The organism is Oceanicaulis sp. (assembly GCA_040112665.1).
Classification (GTDB): Bacteria; Pseudomonadota; Alphaproteobacteria; order Caulobacterales; family Maricaulaceae; genus Oceanicaulis.
This window is the reverse complement of the sequence record CP157796.1, coordinates 2,304,819-2,321,615: the sequence shown is the minus strand read 5'-3', so window position 1 is coordinate 2,321,615 and position 16,797 is coordinate 2,304,819. Positions and strand designations below refer to the sequence as shown.

The 16,797-nt window shown below is 68.6% G+C and carries 13 protein-coding genes and 1 pseudogene; 5 read left to right on the top strand and 9 right to left on the bottom strand.

The window, feature by feature from the left end; translation table 11 throughout:
• Nucleotide 1: 1 nt before the first annotated feature.
• Genes sufC through ABL308_11350 form a run of 5 tightly spaced genes read right to left on the bottom strand, consistent with a single transcriptional unit; the run spans nt 2 to nt 4,194 of the window.
• Entirely contained in the window at nt 2–766 is a 765-nt protein-coding gene (sufC, locus tag ABL308_11370; GenBank protein XBQ15552.1) for a Fe-S cluster assembly ATPase SufC, read from the bottom strand.
• Complete coding sequence (locus ABL308_11365) at nt 759–1,082, bottom strand: hypothetical protein (GenBank protein ID XBQ15551.1); 324 nt, start codon at nt 1,080–1,082, stop codon at nt 759–761. The genes sufC and ABL308_11365 overlap by 8 nt, the downstream gene beginning before the upstream one ends.
• Nucleotides 1,079–2,581 carry a Fe-S cluster assembly protein SufB gene (gene sufB / locus ABL308_11360; GenBank protein ID XBQ15550.1) on the bottom strand — a complete coding sequence of 501 codons (1,503 nt, stop codon included), beginning with the start codon at nt 2,579–2,581 and terminating at the stop codon, nt 1,079–1,081. Before sufB ends, ABL308_11365 begins: the two co-directional genes overlap by 4 nt.
• An 18-nt stretch (nt 2,582–2,599) precedes the next feature.
• Nucleotides 2,600–3,736 (bottom strand): cysteine desulfurase family protein, encoded by a 1,137-nt coding sequence (locus tag ABL308_11355; GenBank protein ID XBQ15549.1) that lies wholly within the window; start codon nt 3,734–3,736, stop codon nt 2,600–2,602.
• Nucleotides 3,733–4,194: an Rrf2 family transcriptional regulator gene (locus ABL308_11350; protein ID XBQ15548.1), complete on the bottom strand. Its 462-nt coding sequence runs from the start codon at nt 4,192–4,194 to the stop codon at nt 3,733–3,735. The genes ABL308_11355 and ABL308_11350 overlap by 4 nt, the downstream gene beginning before the upstream one ends.
• Nucleotides 4,195–4,424: 230 nt before the next feature.
• Here ABL308_11350 and ABL308_11345 point away from each other — a divergent pair, with 230 nt between their 5' ends.
• Nucleotides 4,425–5,108 (top strand): alpha/beta hydrolase, encoded by a 684-nt coding sequence (locus ABL308_11345; GenBank protein XBQ15547.1) that lies wholly within the window; start codon nt 4,425–4,427, stop codon nt 5,106–5,108.
• On the opposite strand, the gene ABL308_11340 is transcribed toward ABL308_11345, so the two are convergent.
• Together ABL308_11340 and ABL308_11335 are read right to left on the bottom strand one after the other, a co-directional pair.
• A complete protein-coding gene (locus tag ABL308_11340; protein ID XBQ15546.1) occupies nt 5,039–6,211 on the bottom strand; it encodes an anhydro-N-acetylmuramic acid kinase in 1,173 nt (390 codons plus the stop codon). The genes ABL308_11345 and ABL308_11340 overlap by 70 nt on opposite strands.
• The gene (locus ABL308_11335; GenBank protein XBQ15545.1) at nt 6,208–9,669 is read right to left on the bottom strand and encodes an AsmA-like C-terminal region-containing protein; all 3,462 of its coding nucleotides are present in this window, start codon (nt 9,667–9,669) and stop codon (nt 6,208–6,210) included. The genes ABL308_11340 and ABL308_11335 overlap by 4 nt, the downstream gene beginning before the upstream one ends.
• A 107-nt stretch (nt 9,670–9,776) precedes the next feature.
• Between ABL308_11335 and bcp the strand changes: the two genes are divergently transcribed.
• The 4 genes and pseudogenes from bcp to ABL308_11315 all read left to right on the top strand — a co-directional run bounded on the left by bcp (nt 9,777) and on the right by ABL308_11315 (nt 12,978).
• The gene (gene bcp / locus ABL308_11330; GenBank protein XBQ15544.1) at nt 9,777–10,244 is read left to right on the top strand and encodes a thioredoxin-dependent thiol peroxidase; all 468 of its coding nucleotides are present in this window, start codon (nt 9,777–9,779) and stop codon (nt 10,242–10,244) included.
• Nucleotides 10,235–11,025 (top strand): annotated as a pseudogene (locus ABL308_11325) (ferritin-like domain-containing protein). The gene bcp and the pseudogene ABL308_11325 overlap by 10 nt, the downstream one beginning before the upstream one ends.
• Before the next feature lie 158 nt (nt 11,026–11,183).
• Entirely contained in the window at nt 11,184–12,419 is a 1,236-nt protein-coding gene (locus ABL308_11320) for a M23 family metallopeptidase (GenBank protein ID XBQ15543.1), read from the top strand.
• A 61-nt stretch (nt 12,420–12,480) separates the two neighbouring features.
• Entirely contained in the window at nt 12,481–12,978 is a 498-nt protein-coding gene (locus ABL308_11315) for a polymer-forming cytoskeletal protein (protein ID XBQ15542.1), read from the top strand.
• Between the two features lie 49 nt (nt 12,979–13,027).
• Here the strand turns inward: ABL308_11315 and prfB are convergent.
• Together prfB and ABL308_11305 are read right to left on the bottom strand one after the other, a co-directional pair.
• Nucleotides 13,028–14,153, bottom strand: a protein-coding gene (gene prfB, locus ABL308_11310) for a peptide chain release factor 2 (GenBank protein XBQ15541.1) whose coding sequence is annotated in 2 segments (ribosomal slippage) — nt 13,028–14,083 and nt 14,085–14,153 — 1,125 coding nt in all. Because the reading frame shifts where the segments join, the coding sequence is not laid out codon by codon here.
• Between the two features lie 79 nt (nt 14,154–14,232).
• Nucleotides 14,233–16,764 (bottom strand): penicillin-binding protein 1A, encoded by a 2,532-nt coding sequence (locus ABL308_11305; GenBank protein ID XBQ15540.1) that lies wholly within the window; start codon nt 16,762–16,764, stop codon nt 14,233–14,235.
• Nucleotides 16,765–16,797 lie beyond the last annotated feature (33 nt).

Here is a 16,797-nt window from a genome sequence, read left to right as displayed (position 1 = left end):
TTTACGCGGCGGCCTCGACATATTTGTCGTAGCCCTCTTTTTCGAGTTCCAGCGCCAGCTCCGGCCCGCCCGTGGCGGCGATCTTGCCCGCGCTCATCACGTGAACGACGTCGGGTTTGAGATAGTCGAGCAGGCGCTGATAGTGGGTGATCACCAGCATGGTGCGCTCGGGGCTGCGCAGCGCGTTCACGCCCTCGGCGACGACTTTCAGCGCGTCGATGTCGAGCCCGGAATCGGTCTCGTCAAGAATCAGAAGCTTGGGTTCGAGCATCAGCGCCTGGAAAATCTCCATACGCTTCTTCTCGCCGCCGGAGAAACCGACATTGACCGGCCGCTTCAGCATCTCATTCGAAATGCCGAGTTTCGCAGCGTTTTCCCGCGCGAGCTTCATGAAGTCCGGCGCGGTCATTTCGTCTTCGCCGCGCGCGCGCCGCTGGGCGTTCAGCGCCTCTTTCACGAAGGTGAGCGTCGGCACGCCGGGGATTTCTACCGGGTACTGGAAGGACAGGAACACGCCCTTGGCCGCGCGCTCCTCGGGGTCCATCGCAAGAAGATCCTCGCCGTGAAGCGTCGCGCCGCCCTCGGTGATCTCATAGCCCTCGCGGCCCGAAAGCACGTAGGAGAGCGTGGACTTGCCGCAGCCGTTCGGGCCCATCACGGCGTGCACCTCGCCGGACGGCGCGTTCAGCGTGACGCCCTTGAGGATCTGGCGGCCGTCGCCCTCCTCGGTCTCGACGCGGGCGTGAAGGTTGGAAATCTCAAGCATTTTCAGGTCCGTCCGTTGTCTTCTTCACCCGGCCCGCGCGGTAATCGGCGGCGGTGTGGTCGGGATCGCTCTTCGCGCTGATCGCGGCGAACAGGACCCCGGCTCCGATGATCGTCAGAAAGGCGAAGCCGACCCAGCCGCGCGGCAGGCCCTGCGCTGCGGTCTCGGTCCACAGCGCCAGGCCGATCGCCATGCAGGCGCCGAACAGCGCCACGCACGCCCAGCCCTGCCAGCTGACAGGCCGCACCCGGCCGATCAGAGCGGACTGTCCCGCCCCGTCACGGCGGCGCGGCGCGAACCAGTAGCGGCGGGTCACCCCACGCTCCCTTCCAGCGACACTTTCAGCAGCGCCTGGGCCTCGACGGCGAACTCCATGGGCAGCTCCTGCAGCACCTCGCGGCAGAAACCGTTGACCAGCAGCGCCACCGCGCTCTCCTCATCGAGGCCGCGCTGACGGGCGTAGAAGAGCTGCTCTTCTGAGAGCTTGGAGGTCGTGGCCTCGTGCTCCAGCGTCGCCTTGGGGGTCTTGGCCTCGATATAGGGCACGGTGTGCGCCCCGCACTGATCGCCGATCAGCAGGGAGTCGCACTGGGTGAAGTTGCGCGACCCGGTCGCGTTTCTGTGCACCGAGACCAGGCCGCGATAGGTCTGGTCGGACCGGCCCGCGGAGATGCCCTTGGAGATGATCCGGCTCTTCGTGTTTTTGCCCAGATGGATCATCTTGGTGCCGGTGTCGGCCTGCTGGCGGCCGTTGGTCACCGCGATCGAGTAGAACTCGCCCTGCGAATTATCCCCGCGCAGCACGCAGCTGGGGTATTTCCAGGTGATCGCCGAACCGGTCTCGACCTGGGTCCAGCTGACCTTGGAGTTCCGCCCGCGGCAGTCCGCACGCTTGGTCACGAAGTTGTAGACCCCGCCCTTGCCCTCGGCGTCGCCCGGCCACCAGTTCTGAACGGTGGAGTATTTGATCTCCGCATCGTCGAGCGCGACCAGCTCCACCACGGCGGCGTGCAGCTGGTTTTCATCGCGCATCGGCGCGGTGCAGCCTTCCAGGTACGAGCAGTACGCGCCCTCATCGGCGATGATCAGGGTGCGCTCGAACTGCCCGGTGCCTTCCGCGTTCATGCGGAAATAGGTGGAAAGCTCCATCGGGCAGCGCACGCCCTTGGGGATGTAGACGAAGCTGCCGTCCGAATAGACCGCGGAATTGAGCGTGGCGAAGAAATTGTCCGTCGGCGGCACGACGCTGCCGAGATATTTGCGCACCAGCTCGGGATGCTCCTGCACCGCCTCGCTGATCGACATGAAGATCACGCCGGCCTTCTTCAGCTCTTCCTTGAAGGTGGTCGCCACCGAAACGCTGTCGAAGACCGCGTCCACGGCGACTTTCGGCCTGGCGCGCGCCTCGGCCGCGCTTTCCGCCGCGCCTTCCACGCCGAGCAAGACCTCGGCCTCTTTCAGCGGGATGCCGAGCTTCTTGTAGGTGTCGAGCAATTCCTGAGGAACTTCGTCCAGGCTCTTGTATTTCGCCGCATCTTTCGGGGCCGCGTAATAGATCGCGTCCTGGTAGTCGATCGGCGGATAGCCAACCTTCGCCCAGTCCGGCTCGGCCATCTTCTCCCAGCGGCGATAGGCGTCCAGCCGCCAGTCGAGCAGCCATTGCGGCTCGTTCTTCTTCGCCGAGATGAACCGGACGGTGTCCTCGCTCAGCCCCTTGGGCGCGTATTCCTGCTCGATCTCGGTGGAGAAGCCGTACTTGTACTTGTCGGCCTCGAGCCGGCGCACGTCCTCGATGGTTTCCTTGACCGCAGGCATGGCGATCCTTTCGCTTCGCTAGACCGCGGCGGCCGCCTTGGGCCGCACGCGGGCGTATTCGTCCAGCCAGGCCTCGGCGAACGCGTCGGCCTCCGCTTCAGTGCTGTTCCAGCCGAAGCTGACCCGAAGGGCGCTTTCGGCGTGTTCGGCGCTCGCGCCCATGGCTTCGAGCACCTTGCTTTTCCTCACCTTGCCCGAGCTGCAGGCCGAGCCCGCGCTCACGGCGAAACCTCTGAGATCGAGCGCGATCACCTGGATCTCGCTGGGCCAGCCGGGTGCGGAAAGACACAGCGTGCCAGGCAGGCGATCAGCGCCCGCCCCCCAGACGTGAACCTCCGGCGCGGCGCGTTTGATCTGCGATTCGGCGCGGTCGCGCAGCGCCCTGATGCGGTCTCGCACGCCGGCGTCGGCCATTGCGGCCTGCACCGCTGCGGCGAAGCCTGCGATTCCCGCGACGTTCTCGGTGCCGCCGCGGCGGCCCTTTTCCTGACCGCCGCCGACGATGAGGGCGCTGACCTGCGCGTCACAGGCCGCGACCAGCGCGCCGATCCCTTGCGGACCGCCGGCCTTGTGCGCGGAGAACGCGGCGAAATGCGCGCCCGATCCGGCGAAGTCGAAATCAGCCTTGCCCAGCGCCTGGACCGCGTCGACATGGAAGAGCCAGCCCGCCTCGCGGATTTTCCAGCCCGCCTCGGCGACCGGCTGGATCACCCCGGTCTCGTTGTTCGCCGCCATCAGGCAGACCAGCGCCCTGGGTCCCCCTTCGGCGATCTTCGCTTCCAGCCAGTCGATCCGGGCCCGTCCGTTCGCGTCCACCGGCCAGATCTCGACCGGCAGGCCGCTGGCCTCAGCGCTCGCGCGCACTGCGTCGTGCTCGATCGCGCTGATGATGATGCGTTCGGCGCCCGCCGCGATCCCGGCGTGAACGGCGAGGTTGTTCGCCTCGGTGCCGCCGGAGGTGAAGATCAGGTCCTCGGCTCTCGCACAGACCGCCTGCGCGATCACCCCGCGCGCCCGCTCGACCGTGGCGCGCGCGGCCCGCCCCGCACCATGCACCGAAGACGGATTGCCGGCCGCACCAAGCGCAGCCGCAATCGCCTCGGCCGCCTGGGGGCGGACCGGAGCCGTGGCGTTATGGTCGAGATAGACGCTCACTCCGCAGCCTGCCCCATCGCGAGCGGCTCGCGCGCGGTGGCGAGCCCGGAGACCCGGCGCTCGATGACGTCCTCGATGGTGACGCCGTTCAGGAACAGATGGATGTGCCGGCCCAGCTCGTCCCACAGGTCGTGGGTGATGCAGCGCCGCCCGCTCTCCATGCAGCCGGCGGGCTTGTGCTGGCAGCGGGTGACGTCGACCGGTTCTTCGACCGCGATCATGATGTCCGCGACCCGGGTTTCGCCGGCAGGGCGGGCCAGGCGATAGCCGCCGCCCGGACCGCGCACCGATTTGACCAGCCCCGCCCGGCGCAGCTTGGCGAAGAGCTGTTCGAGATAGGACAGCGAGATTTCCTGGCGTGACGCGATCTCGCCCAGCGGCGCGGGGCCGTCCTTGCTGGAGACCGCAAGATCGGCCATCGCCATGACGGCGTAACGGCCCTTGGTGCTCAGTTTCATCAGGTTTCCCTTCCCTCCCCTGAGAAAGCCGCGTCCCGCCGCTCGCACTTTGCGTAAAGCCTGTGCTAGAAGGCCGCTTCGTTTCGACCGGCGTCGCGGTCAGGGGATCTAGGTTCCCGACCCGGGCGGTCAAGAATTAGGCTCGAAAAACTTCTTAACGGTCCTCGCAACGAAAATCAAAGCCTGAGTGCGGGACTCGGACATAACCTCCAGCATCGTGTGACACCTTCATGCCCGACGTGATCATCCCCGGCCCGGCCGGGCGCCTGGAAGGCAAGTACAGCCCCTCGAAGACCGGCGGCGCGCCCGTCGCGCTGATCCTGCACGCTCACCCCAAGGGCGGCGCGCACATGGACACGCCGGTCTCCACGATGATGTACGACCAGTTCAAGGCGCGCGGCTTTTCGGTACTGCGCTTCAATTTCCGCGGCGTGGGCCGCAGCCAGGGGACCTACGACCAGGGTCTCGGCGAGCTGTCGGACGCGGCCACCGCGCTCGACTGGGCGCAGGCGCACAATCCCAACGCCAGCTTCTGCTGGGTGGCCGGCCACAGCTTCGGCGCCTGGATCGGCATGCAGCTTCTGATGCGCCGGCCGGAGATCGCAGGCTTCGTCTCTGTCGCCCCGCCCACCAACATGTACGACTTCACCTTCCTGGCGCCCTGCCCGGCCTCGGGCCTGATCGCCCACGGCGACGCGGACGCCATCGTGCCCCATGACGAGATGGAGCGCGCGATGAGCAAGGTGCGCAGCCAGAAGGGCATCAAGATCGAGACCGACATCATCAAGGGCGCCGGTCACCTCTTCACCAACCACCTCGAACCGCTGGAAGCCTCGATCACCACCTATCTCGACCGCCGCCTGCCGGAGGTGGAGGTCGAGCGCCGCGAGCAGCCGGCGGGATCGCGGCGGTAGGGGCGGGCCACCCGCCCCCCGCCCATCGCCTCAGGCACGCCGGTCGTGCCGGGAAAGCTGATCGGCAGGCCGCGCAGGGTGCGTGCGGCAAGCACCGCGAAGGCTTCCGCTTCTATGAGGTCGCCGCGCCAGCCGACATGTTCGGCCGGCACGACCGGCAGGCCGCAGGCCTTGGCGATGCGGGCGAGCAGGTCGGCGTTCTTCCGCCCTCCGCCGCAGACGATGAGACGCGCGGGCCGTTCTGGCAGCTGATCGGCGCCGAGCGCGATCGTTCTGGCGGTGAACTCGGCGAGCGTGGCCGCGCCGTCCTCGGCGGTGAGATTGCGCGCCGCATCCAGAGAGAAGGCCCAGCGATCCAGCGATTTTGGGCCGGTGAGCTTGAAATGAGGGTGGGCGAGCAGCTCCTGCAGCCCCGCCTCCAGCACACGGCCTCTGGCCGACAGCGCGCCGTTCTCGTCCATCACCGCGCCGGTCTTTTCCGCCACCCAGCCGTCGATCAGCCCGTTGCCCGGCCCGGTGTCGAAGCCGGTGAGCGCGCCGTCCGACCCGATCAGGGTGAGATTGGCGACCCCGCCGATATTCAGCACGCCGAGCGGGCGTTCGAGCCCGGTGCTGGCGGCCAGCACGGCGTGGTAGATCGGCGCGAGCGGCGCGCCGTGACCGCCGGCGGCCATGTCCGCGCTTCTGAAATCATGAACGACCGGGCAGCCCAGCCGGGCGGCGAGCGCATCGGCGTCGCCGATCTGCCGCGTGCGCCCAGGCGCGCCGTTTTCGGGCGGCTGGTGGATCACCGTCTGGCCGTGAAAGCCCAAAGCATCGAGCTCTGACGGCGTGATCCCCGCCGCAGCGCACACCGCCTCGACCGCGCGCGCATGGGTATCGGCGAGCACGGCTTCGGCGGGCCTGAACGCATCAGGCTCGGGCCCCTCGAAACGCCAGGCGAGCGCGGCGTCAACGGCGGCCTGAAGCGCGGCGCGCTCTGGGGCGGTGTAGACGATTTCGAGCCCCGGCCCGAAACGGGAGATCGTCTCACCGTCGGTGTCGATGAGGGCGGCGTCCACCCCGTCCAGCGAAGTGCCGCTCATCAAGCCGACGATCTTCATGGTTGCGGCCCCGCCGGGGCGTCTGGAATGTCGGGGGCCTCCGGCTCTTCGGGCGTCTCAGCAGCAGCCGGGTTTTCGGCCTGCGCGGCTTCGCGCGCCCGGCGTTCCGCTTCCAGCGCCTGAAGCTCGCGCTCGGCCGAGGTGCCTTCGAAGATCCGGCGGAACACGCCCGGCGCGAGGGCGGACAGCGGGTTTGAGACCACCCGGATCGCATCGAAGGGGCCAGCGGCGGAGAAGGTCACGCCGAACACGCCCTCACCTCGCCGCGAGGTGAACAGCTCGCCGACCACCGGCACCGAACCCAGGATCGAGTTTGCGCCGTAGGAGGGCAGGATCGTGCCGTCCACGTCCGTGCGCCGCTCGTCGAAATCGACCACGCCCGTCCATGTCACGCCGAGCGCGGGGCCGGCCACGCGCGCCTCACGCATTTCCAGCGTGCCGTCCTGCCAGACGAAATCGCTCTGCAGGCGCTCGAACTCGATCCCGCCCTGCCCGCTCAGAAGCACGGCCAGGCCTTCCAGTGAACCTGCCGCCAGGATGCGCGCGAGAAGCGGCATGCGTTCGAGGGTGAAACCGGTGGCGAGCACCGCGCCCTGAACCGGCCCCTCCGCGCCCAGCGGCGGCGCGACCGCGCCCAGTTCCAGCGTCCCGCCCTCGGCGTTGTCATAGCCGGCGAAGGCGGCGAGCAGGGCGCCGGCGTCTGCCGCGCGCAACGTCAGACGGCGCGGCGCGGCCGGGTCCATCCCCTCAGGCTCGAAGCGCAGGTCGACCGGGCCGCCGCGCGTCTGGGCGGCCAGGCTCGCCCGTGCGAGGCCTTCGGGGCCCATCTCGGCGGTGAGGCCCAGCCCGTCGAAGGCGATCTCGCGGATCAGAACCCGGGCGATCGCGGCTTCGAGCACCAGCGGCGCGCTGATGAAGCTCTCCCCCTCGCCGCCGGGCGAGAAGAGTTCGCCCGCGTCGAAGTACTCGCCCGTCACCCGAAGATGCAGCGCCCCGTCCGGTCCGTCGGGCCGCCGGGCCTGGCCTGCGACGTCGATGCGCCCATCCACGCGCAGCCGGTCGATATCGGCGGACAGAAGCCGCCCGTCCGCGGCCAGGGCTGCGGCGGCCTGAAGCTCGACGCCTTGCCCGGTTAGCGCGAAGCGATCGAGCGTCACCGCCCCGCCGTCTGCGAAGTTCGAGGCGAGCCGGGCGGTGGCGGGCTGTCCGGCGGGCTTGCTCCACAGATCGGCTGGAAGCGCGACCGCCGCCGAGCCGAGATCGAGCGCCAGCTCGACGCTGGAAAAATCGAGGCCCCGCCCCCGGATCAGCGCGTCAACGCCCACCGCCCCATCCAGAAACCGCCTGAGCGGCAGGCCGAGCCGGTCGAGATCGCGCGCGCTCATCAGGGTGGAGACCGTCACCATGCTGGAGGGCTCGCTCTCCTCGAGCCCGAAGGTTTCCCGCCACACCAGATCGGCCCGCGCGCCGGCGAGATCGGCCTCGGCCTCTGCGCGGAAGCCGTTCGGATCAACCTCGAGATCGACGACGCCGCCTGTCAGCCGCAGATCGCCGATGCCGGTCGGCGCGCCGAAGCCGGTGAACCGGCCGGTGACGGCGTAGTCCATGTCTTCCGGCGGTACGCTTCGCAGCATGGGCCGGACGATCTCGAAGGCCACTACGCCCCTGCCCTCGAACGAAGCCGGGTCGAGCCCGTAGGTCGTGGCGATACCCAGCGGCGGTTCGTCGATCAGCGCGATGAAGTCGGACGCCGCGCCCCGGCCTGTTCCGCCGAAACGCGCCGGCCCGCCCTTGGGCGTGAAGCGGGGAATGTCCACGAAGATGGTGTCGATCTCGATCGCGCCGATCGCGCCGCCCCGACCCTGAAGGCTCAAAGAGTCCCCGCGCAGCTCTGCCGATCCGGACAGGCCGTAGAGCGGCGTCATCGTGGACATGTAGCGTACGTCCGCGCCGGTGAAGTCGAACACCATGCTCAGATGTTCGTCCTGCAGGGCGTCGGCGAGGATGGCGCTCGGCGGAATGTCGATGTCGAGCCGCGCGCCGCTGAGCGTGCCGTCGATGATGCTGTCGCGCACCCAGTCGCGCGCGCCGAGCGCGAAGTTCACCGGCCAGTGGCGCAGAACGTCGGCCTTGGTGATCTCGCCCTGCACCGGCCCTGACAGCGCGATCGCCGGCGCGCCGAGCTCTCGGTCATAGGCGAAGCGTCCTTCGAACGTGCCCACCTTGCCCGGCAGCTGTGCGACCAGCGTCTCGAAGACCACGGACAGATCGGTACGGTCGAGCGCACCGGAAGCCTCGACGCCCTCCCAGACCATGGCTTCGGGAAAAGCCGGCGTGAGATCGAGCCGGCCGGCGCCGGCGCTGAGGTCGAAGCGCGCGCGGCCGGGCAGCGCGTCGTCGAAGCCCGCGAAATCAAAGAGCCGGCCTTCGAGAGCGGCGCTGACGAAGTCTGAGTCCACTTCCGCTGTGTTGATCTCGAGAACGCCTTCGCTGGCGTCCAGCCCAAGGCTGAGCCGCGCGCCGCGCAGATCGAGCGCCCGGCCGCCGGCGCGCACCAGCCCCTCGCCGACCGAAACTTCCAGAAGGCCCGCCTCGAGCCCCGCCTCGGCCGAAGCGTCGAATACGAGATCGAGCGCCATCGGTGCGTCGAGCGCAGAGAGCCTGGCGAGCGGTCCGCGCCGGGGCGCGGCGGCGGCGGGCACCAGATCGCGCAGCCGGAGGTCGACGAAGAAGGTCTCGAGCTCGCGGCCGGTTTCGAGCCTCAGAGCGACCGGTGCGAGCCCGGCTGACGTGATCAGCGCGCCGGAGAGATCGGCTTCGATCACCCCGCCGGTGAGATCGAGCGCCGCCCGCGCGTCGCGGAGCCGCCATCTGAGATCGCTCACCTCGTCGACGAGCTGCAGATCGACATCGCGCAGATCGATCGTGACCAGGCGCGATAAAAGCCCGCCTTCAGGATCGAGCCCGCTGGTCAGCGCGCCGAGCCCCGGCCCAGGGCCGGCCCCGGCGGGGGTGGCGCGCACCGCTTCAGGCCCGCCGATCCCGGCGAACACCCGCCCGTCCGCGCCGCGGACCAGCGAGAACGCTCCGCCCTCGGCTGCGATGCGCACCGGTGCGGCCCGGCCGGCGAGAAACAGATCGAGCGCCAGCGCGGTCTCCACCCGGTCGGCGTCGACGAGCACTTCGCCGCCCGCGCGCGCCACGTTCACGTTCCGGGCGGTCACGACGAGGGCTGCGAGCGCAGGATCGAAGGAGATCTGCAGGGAATCGATCGAGGCGACGTCGCCGCCGACAGCGTCGAGCAGCGCTTCGGTCGCGGACGCGCGCAGGATTTCGGCGTCGACGGGACCTTCGGCCAGCCGCCAGAGGATCGCGCCGCCTGCAAAAATCGCAAGCGCAAGCAAGGCGGCGAGCGCTTCAAGCGTATAGAGAACAGCAAGGCGGAGGGCGCGGCGCATCAGCCTTCAGCGATTTCCGCCCGGCTCTGGACGCGGCGGGCTCTGCGAACGATCTTCCCGGCGACGCGGCCGGGGCGGTCCCCGCCGCGGGGACGAGGAGGATTTTGATGAGCGAACTTAAGCCCGGAAGCAAGGCCCCGGAATTCACCCTGCCCGCCGACGGCGGCCGCGAGGTCTCGCTGAGCGACTTCGCCGGCAAGGCGGTGGTTCTGTATTTCTACCCCAAGGACGACACGCCCGGCTGCACCAAGGAGGCGATCGGCTTTTCCGAGAAGATCGGCGAATTCGACGCCGCCGGCGCTGTGGTGATCGGGATCTCCAAGGACACCGCGGCCAAGCACGACAAGTTCAAGGACAAGCACGGGCTGAAGGTGATCCTCGTCTCCGACGCGGACTCCGACGTCACCGAGCGTTACGGCGCCTGGGTGGAGAAGCAGATGTACGGCAAGTCCTATATGGGCATCGAACGCTGCACCTTCCTGATCGGCCCCGACGGCGCGATCAGGGAGGTCTGGCGCAAGGTGAAGGTGCCCGGCCATGTCGATGCGGTGCTGGAGGCGGTGAAATCGCTTTGAGCGGCACGCTCGCAGACGCGGCGCGGTCGGTCCTTCTGACCGCCGACCCGGCCCGCAAGGCGGACAGGGCGCGCGCGGTCGCGGCGGCCTGGCGGGCGGGCGATCTCGCCCCGCCCGGCCGGATCGGCCCGAGCTGAAACCGCCCGGACAGGTTCCCCGGCGGCGCCTGGGGACGGTTGCGGGACGATTCGCGCTGCTGCACGCGGTCGCCCATATCGAGTTCAACGCCATCGATCTGGCGTTCGACCTGGTGGCGCGGTTCGGCGGGGATGGGCGAATCGCAGACGCCGACCGGCGCGATTTCCTCGACGACTGGATCGGCGTGGGCGACGACGAGGCGAGTCACTTCGTCATGGTCCGGGAGCGTCTGGGCGCGCTCGGCGGCGATTACGGCGACCTGCCCGCCCATGACGGGCTGTGGGAGGCGGCCGAGGCGACCGCCCACGATCTCGCCGCCCGGCTCGCGGTCGCACCCATGGTGCTCGAAGCGCGCGGGCTGGACGTCACGCCGGGCATGATCGACCGGCTGAACGGTGCGGAGGACGCCGAAAGCGCGAGCGTTCTTAAGGTGATATACGAAGAAGAGGTCGGCCATGTCGCCGCGGGAAGGCGCTGGTTCGATGCGGTGTGCGAGAGCGAAAACGCCGACCCGCAGGCCCGCTTCGAAGCGCTCGTCCGGCGCTATTTCAGGGGCGATCTCAAGCGGCCTTTCAACGCCGAGGCGCGCGACCGGGCGGGCCTTCCGGCGGACTGGTACGAGCCTCTCGCTGGGCCGGTCTGAGGCGCGGACCGCTTGCGTCCGGCCCCGTTAATCGCCTAGGCGTCAAGCTCGTCTTAACGGCCCGCGGGGGACGCTGTTCCTCGCGAGTTGAACTTGTCATGAATTATGTGCCAATTTGCGCAGCGCAGAGGGGTACATAAAAGGCTGACGGACACGGGATGGTGAAACATCTTCTCGCCGGTCCCTGGGAGCACATCAAGGCGCGCTTCCCGGACCGGCAGATCTATCACCGCACGGAAGGTCAGGTCCGGTATTTCGCCGTGACCACGGAGATGCAGCTCGCTGCGATCGCCGGCGTGTGCGTGCTCGCCGTCTGGCTGGCCATCACCTCGGTGAACATGATCCTGACCGACAGCGCCAAGGATCGCATCCGCGACCAGATGCTGGCGCTGCAGGAACGACATCTCGAAGAACTCGAAGAGGCGCGCGCGTCCGAAGCCGCTGCGATCGCCTATGTGGAATCGCGCACCAACGCCTTCGACCGCACGGCCGGCGAGTTCCAGCTGCGCCACGACACGCTGCGCCGCCTGCTCGATTTCGCCGACGACCTATCGGTCGGCGAGGACCGGCAGAGCCCGTCCATCGACGAAGGGCGCATCCTGATGGCCGCGGCCCCGTCCGATCCCGATCCGCGGGGCGCGCTGATCGATCTGGCCGCGCAAAACCCCGGCGACGGCCTCGCCGAAGAACGCGTCGCGGCCCTTCTGTCCGATCAGGACGCCGCGCTGGCCGAAGCCGAGAACAACGCCGAGCGCCGACTTGAAAACCTGCGCGCCGTGCTGCGCCTGACGGGAATGCGCGTCGACGAGGCGCTGGACGAAGGCCCGCTGGATGGCGACGGCGGCACCGGCGGTCCGCTTCTGAACATCGACGCTGCGCCGCTGTTCTCCGACGGGCTCAATCTCGAAGACCCGTTCAACGCCCGCGTCGCCCGCATCGCCTCGCGCCTGGCCGAGAGCGAGCAGCTCGAACAGCTCCTGTCCTCAGCGCCGCTGGGCGTGCCGGTGGAGGGCGAGTTCCGCCGCACCTCGCCCTACGGTACGCGGATCGACCCGTTCACCCGGCGCCTGGCCATGCACGCCGGCGCGGACTTCGCCGCCTATCGCAACGCCCCGATCATCGCGCCCGCGCCGGGCCGCGTGGTCTATGCGGGCTGGCGCGCGGGTTACGGCCGGACCGTGGAAGTCGATCACGGTTACGGCTTCCGGACACGGTATGGTCATCTTCATTCGATAGACGTTCGGCGCGGTGACATGGTCGTCGCCGGCCAGCGCCTGGGGGGCATGGGCTCCACCGGCCGGTCGACCGCCACGCACCTGCATTACGAGGTGTGGTTCAGAGGCGACCACACCGATCCCGAAAGCTTCATCAGAGCTGGTTACTATGTTCAGTAAAAAAGACAGTTCCGCCCCCGCCGAATCCGCCGCCGCGCCGGCGCCGTCCAAGAGGTCCGCCATGAAATCGAGAGCCCCCTCCATCCTCAGCGCCGACCTGACGGTCACCGGCTCGATCAGCTCGGAAGGCGAAGTCCAGCTCGACGGCTCTGTCGACGGCGACGTGCGCGCGGCCAACCTCACCATCGGCGAGGAAGCCACGGTGAAGGGCGAGGTCGTCGCCGAGACCGTCACGGTGCGCGGCCGGGTCGAAGGTTCGGTGCGGGCCCGCCAGGTCCAGCTCGCCTCCACCGCCCGGGTCGAAGGCGACGTCATTCACGCCAGCCTCTCGATCGAGAGCGGCGCGTATTTCGACGGTCACTGCAAGCGCAGCTCCGATCCGCTGAGCGAGAAGTCCTCCTCCGGCGCCCGCGTGCAGAGCGCCGCGCCGAAAGCCGAAGCGACCCGTCCCTCCGCACCTGCGGCGACCGCGGCGTCTTCCGCTCCGCCTCCTTCCACGGCTGCGAAATCCGACGCGCCGAAAGCGGCTGGCGGCGATCCGTTTCTGAGCAAGACCTAGGGCTCGACCAGCCCGAACGAAAAAGGCGGGCCGCCCGGCCCGCCTTTTTTTACGCCTCGTTCTCCGCGCCCACCCTTTGGGCGAGGGCTGCGGCCATGAAGTCGTCGAGATCGCCGTCGAGCACGCCCTGGGTGTCGGAGGTCTCCACCTGGGTCCTGAGGTCCTTGACCATCTGATAGGGCTGCAGAACGTAGGAGCGGATCTGGTGGCCCCAGCCGATATCGGTCTTGGAGTCCGCCTCGGCCTGGGCCGCCGCCTCGCGCTTCTGAAGCTCGATCTCGTAGACCCGCGCGCGCAGCATCGCCCAGGCGTTCGCCCGGTTCTTGTGCTGGCTGCGCTCGTTCTGGCACTGCACGACGATCGGGTTCTCCTCGCCGGGCATGTCGTAGGTCAGGCGCACCGCGGAGTCGGTCTTGTTGACGTGCTGACCGCCCGCGCCGGAGGCCCGGTAGGTGTCCACACGCACGTGCTTGTCCTCGATCTCGACCTCGATCGTGTCGTCCACGAGCGGATAGGTCCAGACGCTGGCGAAGCTGGTGTGCCGCCGGCCCGAGCTGTCATAGGGCGAGATGCGCACCAGCCGGTGCACCCCGGCCTCGGTCTTCAGCCAGCCGTAGGCGTTCTCGCCCTTGATCAGCAGGGTGATCGATTTCAGCCCCGCCTCCTCGCCGGCCTGGGCCTCGATCACCTCGACCTTGTAGCCCGAGCCTTCCGCCCAGCGCGTATACATGCGCGCGAGCATCTCCGCCCAGTCCTGGGCCTCGGTGCCGCCCGCGCCGGGGTGGATTTCGAGATAGGCGTCGTTGCCGTCCGCTTCGCCGGACAGGAGCGCCTGAAGCTCGGCCTTGCCGGCGCGCATCTTCAGTGCCTTGAGCGCGCTCAGCGCTTCCTCGAGCAGCGCCTCGTCGCTGTCCTCGTCTGCGAGTTCGGCGACTTCGAGATTGTCGGAGAGCTCGGCCTCGATCTCTGAGACCTCGCGCATCGCCGCTTCGAGCTTGTTGCGCTCTTTCATCAGCGACTGCGCGTTCGAAGGATCGTCCCAGAGCGTCGGGTCTTCAGCCTTGGCGTTCAGCTCGTCGAGGCGTTTCTGGGCTGTATCCCAGTCAAAGACGCCTCCGTAGGAGGGCGGTGGACGCGGAGACGGCGGATTTCAGCTCGGCGATTTCAGCGCGCATGGCGGCGCTCCTCGGTCTTCTTGAAAACAGGTTTGGGCACGCGGCTTTACCAAGAGCCGGCGCAGGCGTTCAAGCGCGATCAGTACAGATCGCCGAGCTCGTCCTCGCCGTCGTCCTCGTCAACGGCCTGATCGCCTTCGCCGGACCGCCTGCCGGAGCCCGCGCCAAGCGCGCCTGCGCCGAAGCTCAGCGATTCCTCGGCGTTGGAAGCGCCGCGGCTCGGCTCGGTACCCGGACGGAAGGCTTCCAGGATCACGCCGGGACGGCCGATCACGCCAGGCTCGCCGGTCTCGCGGTCCACCGGGGCGAGATTGACCCCGTCGGGCACCCGGAACGGCGCGACCGAATAGCGCTCCAGCACCGGCTCGAAGAAGTCGCGCGCGATGGGCGCAGCGACCCGGCCGCCCGCCTCGCCCGAACCCAGCGGCAGCGGGGTGTCGAAGCCGACATAGACGCCCACGACCAGGTCCGGCGAGAAGCCCACGAACCAGGCGTCGCGGAAATCGTTGGTGGTGCCGGTCTTGCCGCCCAGCGGCCGGCCGAGGCTATTGAGCGCGGTCGCGGTGCCGCGTTCCACAGCGCCTTCAAGCATGTGCACGATCTGATAGGCGGTGACAGGATCGACGACCTGCTCGCCCGGTTCGGGCAGGTCGGGTTCGGCCAGCCCCTCGCTCCACTCCTCGACGTCGCAGCCGGTGCAGTCGCGCACGTCGGAGCGGAAGATGGTCTCGCCCGACCGCGCCTGCACCCGGTCGATGATGGAGGGTTCGACCAGCCGGCCGCCGTTCACCAGAGCGCCATAGGCGCCGACCAGATCGATCAGCCGGGTCTCGCCCGCGCCCAGCGCCATCGCCAGGGTGGGCTGAAGGTCCTCGTAGATGCCGAACGCCTCGCCGTACTGCGCGACCGGTCCCATGCCCATTTCCTGGGCCAGGCGCACGGTCATGACGTTGCGTGACAGCTCGAGCCCGCGGCGCAGGGTCGAAGGCCCGTAGAAGACTTCCGAATAGTTCTGCGGCCGGTAGAAGCGCGTGGACTCGTCGCCGGAGGCCACGAAGGGCGCGTCCAGGATGATCGAGACCGGGGTGTAGCCGTTATCGAGCGCCGCGGCGTAGACGAAGGGCTTGAAGGACGAGCCCGGCTGGCGCTGGGCCTGGACCGCGCGGTTGAACTGGCTCTGCTGGAAGGAATACCCGCCCACCATGGTCAGCACCCGGCCCGTGAACGGGTCGACCGCCAGGATCGCGCCGTTCACCTCGGGGATCTGGCGCAGGCCGTAATGATCGGCCTCGACGGTTTCGTCCGGCGCGTCTTCCTCGGTGAGCTTCTCGACCAGAACGACGTCGCCCATTTCCAGCGCGTCGGCGGGGCGCTGGATGCGCGCACCCAGCCGGGGGAAGCCGTCCTCGTCGCGGCCCGGCTCGCGCGCCCAGCGCAGGGCGTAGAGCGGGATCTTGCCGCGCGAGCGGTCGGCGAAGCCGATATCGGCGTAAGCCTCGGTCAGCTCCAGCACCACCGCCAGGGTCCAACCCTCGTCGATGTCGGCGGGCGGCTCGATTTCGGCGAGCTGATCCGGCCAGGCGTCGAAGTTTTCCATGCGCGCCACCGGCCCGCGATAGCCGTGCCGGCGGTCATAGTCTTCCAGCCCGTCACGCAGCGCCCGCCGCGCGGCGAGCTGCATGCGGGTGTCCAGCGTGGTGCGGATCGACAGGCCTTCGCGATAGAGCTGGTCCTCGCCATAGCGGTCGAACACCTCGCGGCGGACCTGCTCGACGAAATATTCCGCGGCCAGATACTGCTCGCCTTCCAGCCGGTCGACGGTGACCAGCGGCAGATCCATCGCCTCTTCGGCGCGAGCCTCGGAGATGTAGCCGTTCGCCGCCATTCGCCCGAGCACGTAGTTGCGCCGTCCGACTGCAGCTTCGGTGCGCCGGGTCGGGTGGTAGTTGTTCGGCGCCTTGGGCAGCGCGGCGAGATAGGCCGCCTCTTCGAGCGTCAGCTCGTCGAGAGACTTGTCGAAATAATTGAGCGCCGCCGCCGCGATCCCGTAGGCGCGGTTCCCCAGATAAATCTCGTTGAGATAGAGCTCGAGAATTTGGTCCTTGGTGAAGGCGCGCTCCATGCGCCGGGCGATGACGATCTCGCGCACCTTGCGTTCGATGCGCTGATCAGCCGTCAGAAGGAAGTTCTTCGCCACCTGCTGGGTGATCGTGGAGCCCGACTGCAGCGGCGCGCCGGGATTGCGCAGCCGGGTCAGCACCGAGCGGGCGCCGCCTCGGATCATGCCCAGAAGATCGACCCCGCCGTGCTGGTAGAAATTCTTGTCCTCGGCGGACAGGAAGGCGGCGATCACGTCGGGCGGAATGTTCTCGATCGGCACGAAGACGCGGTGCTCGATGGCGTATTCGGCGATCAGCTCGCCGTCGCCTGCGTGCACCCGGCTCATGATGGGCGGCTCGTACTCGGCGAGCTGTTCGTAGTCAGGCAGGTCCTCGGTGACGCGCACGACATAGACGATGCCCGCGATCAGCCCGACCACGGCCAGCACGGCCGCCGCCGCTCCGCCCCACAGCACCAGCCGCAAAGCGTTCTTCAACGTCAGGAGTTTCATGCCGTCCTCTTCAGCCCGAACGCGCCCCTCGCG

Bases quoted from the DNA above. Each gene is read 5' to 3' on its own strand.
- sufC (XBQ15552.1), bottom strand. From the start codon at position 766: ATGCTTGAGATTTCCAACCTTCACGCCCGCGTCGAGACCGAGGAGGGC.
- sufB (XBQ15550.1), bottom strand. From the start codon at position 2,581: ATGCCTGCGGTCAAGGAAACCATCGAGGACGTGCGCCGGCTCGAGGCC.
- ABL308_11350 (XBQ15548.1), bottom strand. From the start codon at position 4,194: ATGAAACTGAGCACCAAGGGCCGTTACGCCGTCATGGCGATGGCCGAT.
- ABL308_11345 (XBQ15547.1), top strand. From the start codon at position 4,425: ATGCCCGACGTGATCATCCCCGGCCCGGCCGGGCGCCTGGAAGGCAAG.
- ABL308_11340 (XBQ15546.1), bottom strand. From the start codon at position 6,211: ATGAAGATCGTCGGCTTGATGAGCGGCACTTCGCTGGACGGGGTGGAC.
- ABL308_11335 (XBQ15545.1), bottom strand. From the start codon at position 9,669: ATGCGCCGCGCCCTCCGCCTTGCTGTTCTCTATACGCTTGAAGCGCTC.
- bcp (XBQ15544.1), top strand. From the start codon at position 9,777: ATGAGCGAACTTAAGCCCGGAAGCAAGGCCCCGGAATTCACCCTGCCC.
- ABL308_11320 (XBQ15543.1), top strand. From the start codon at position 11,184: ATGGTGAAACATCTTCTCGCCGGTCCCTGGGAGCACATCAAGGCGCGC.
- ABL308_11315 (XBQ15542.1), top strand. From the start codon at position 12,481: ATGAAATCGAGAGCCCCCTCCATCCTCAGCGCCGACCTGACGGTCACC.
- ABL308_11305 (XBQ15540.1), bottom strand. From the start codon at position 16,764: ATGAAACTCCTGACGTTGAAGAACGCTTTGCGGCTGGTGCTGTGGGGC.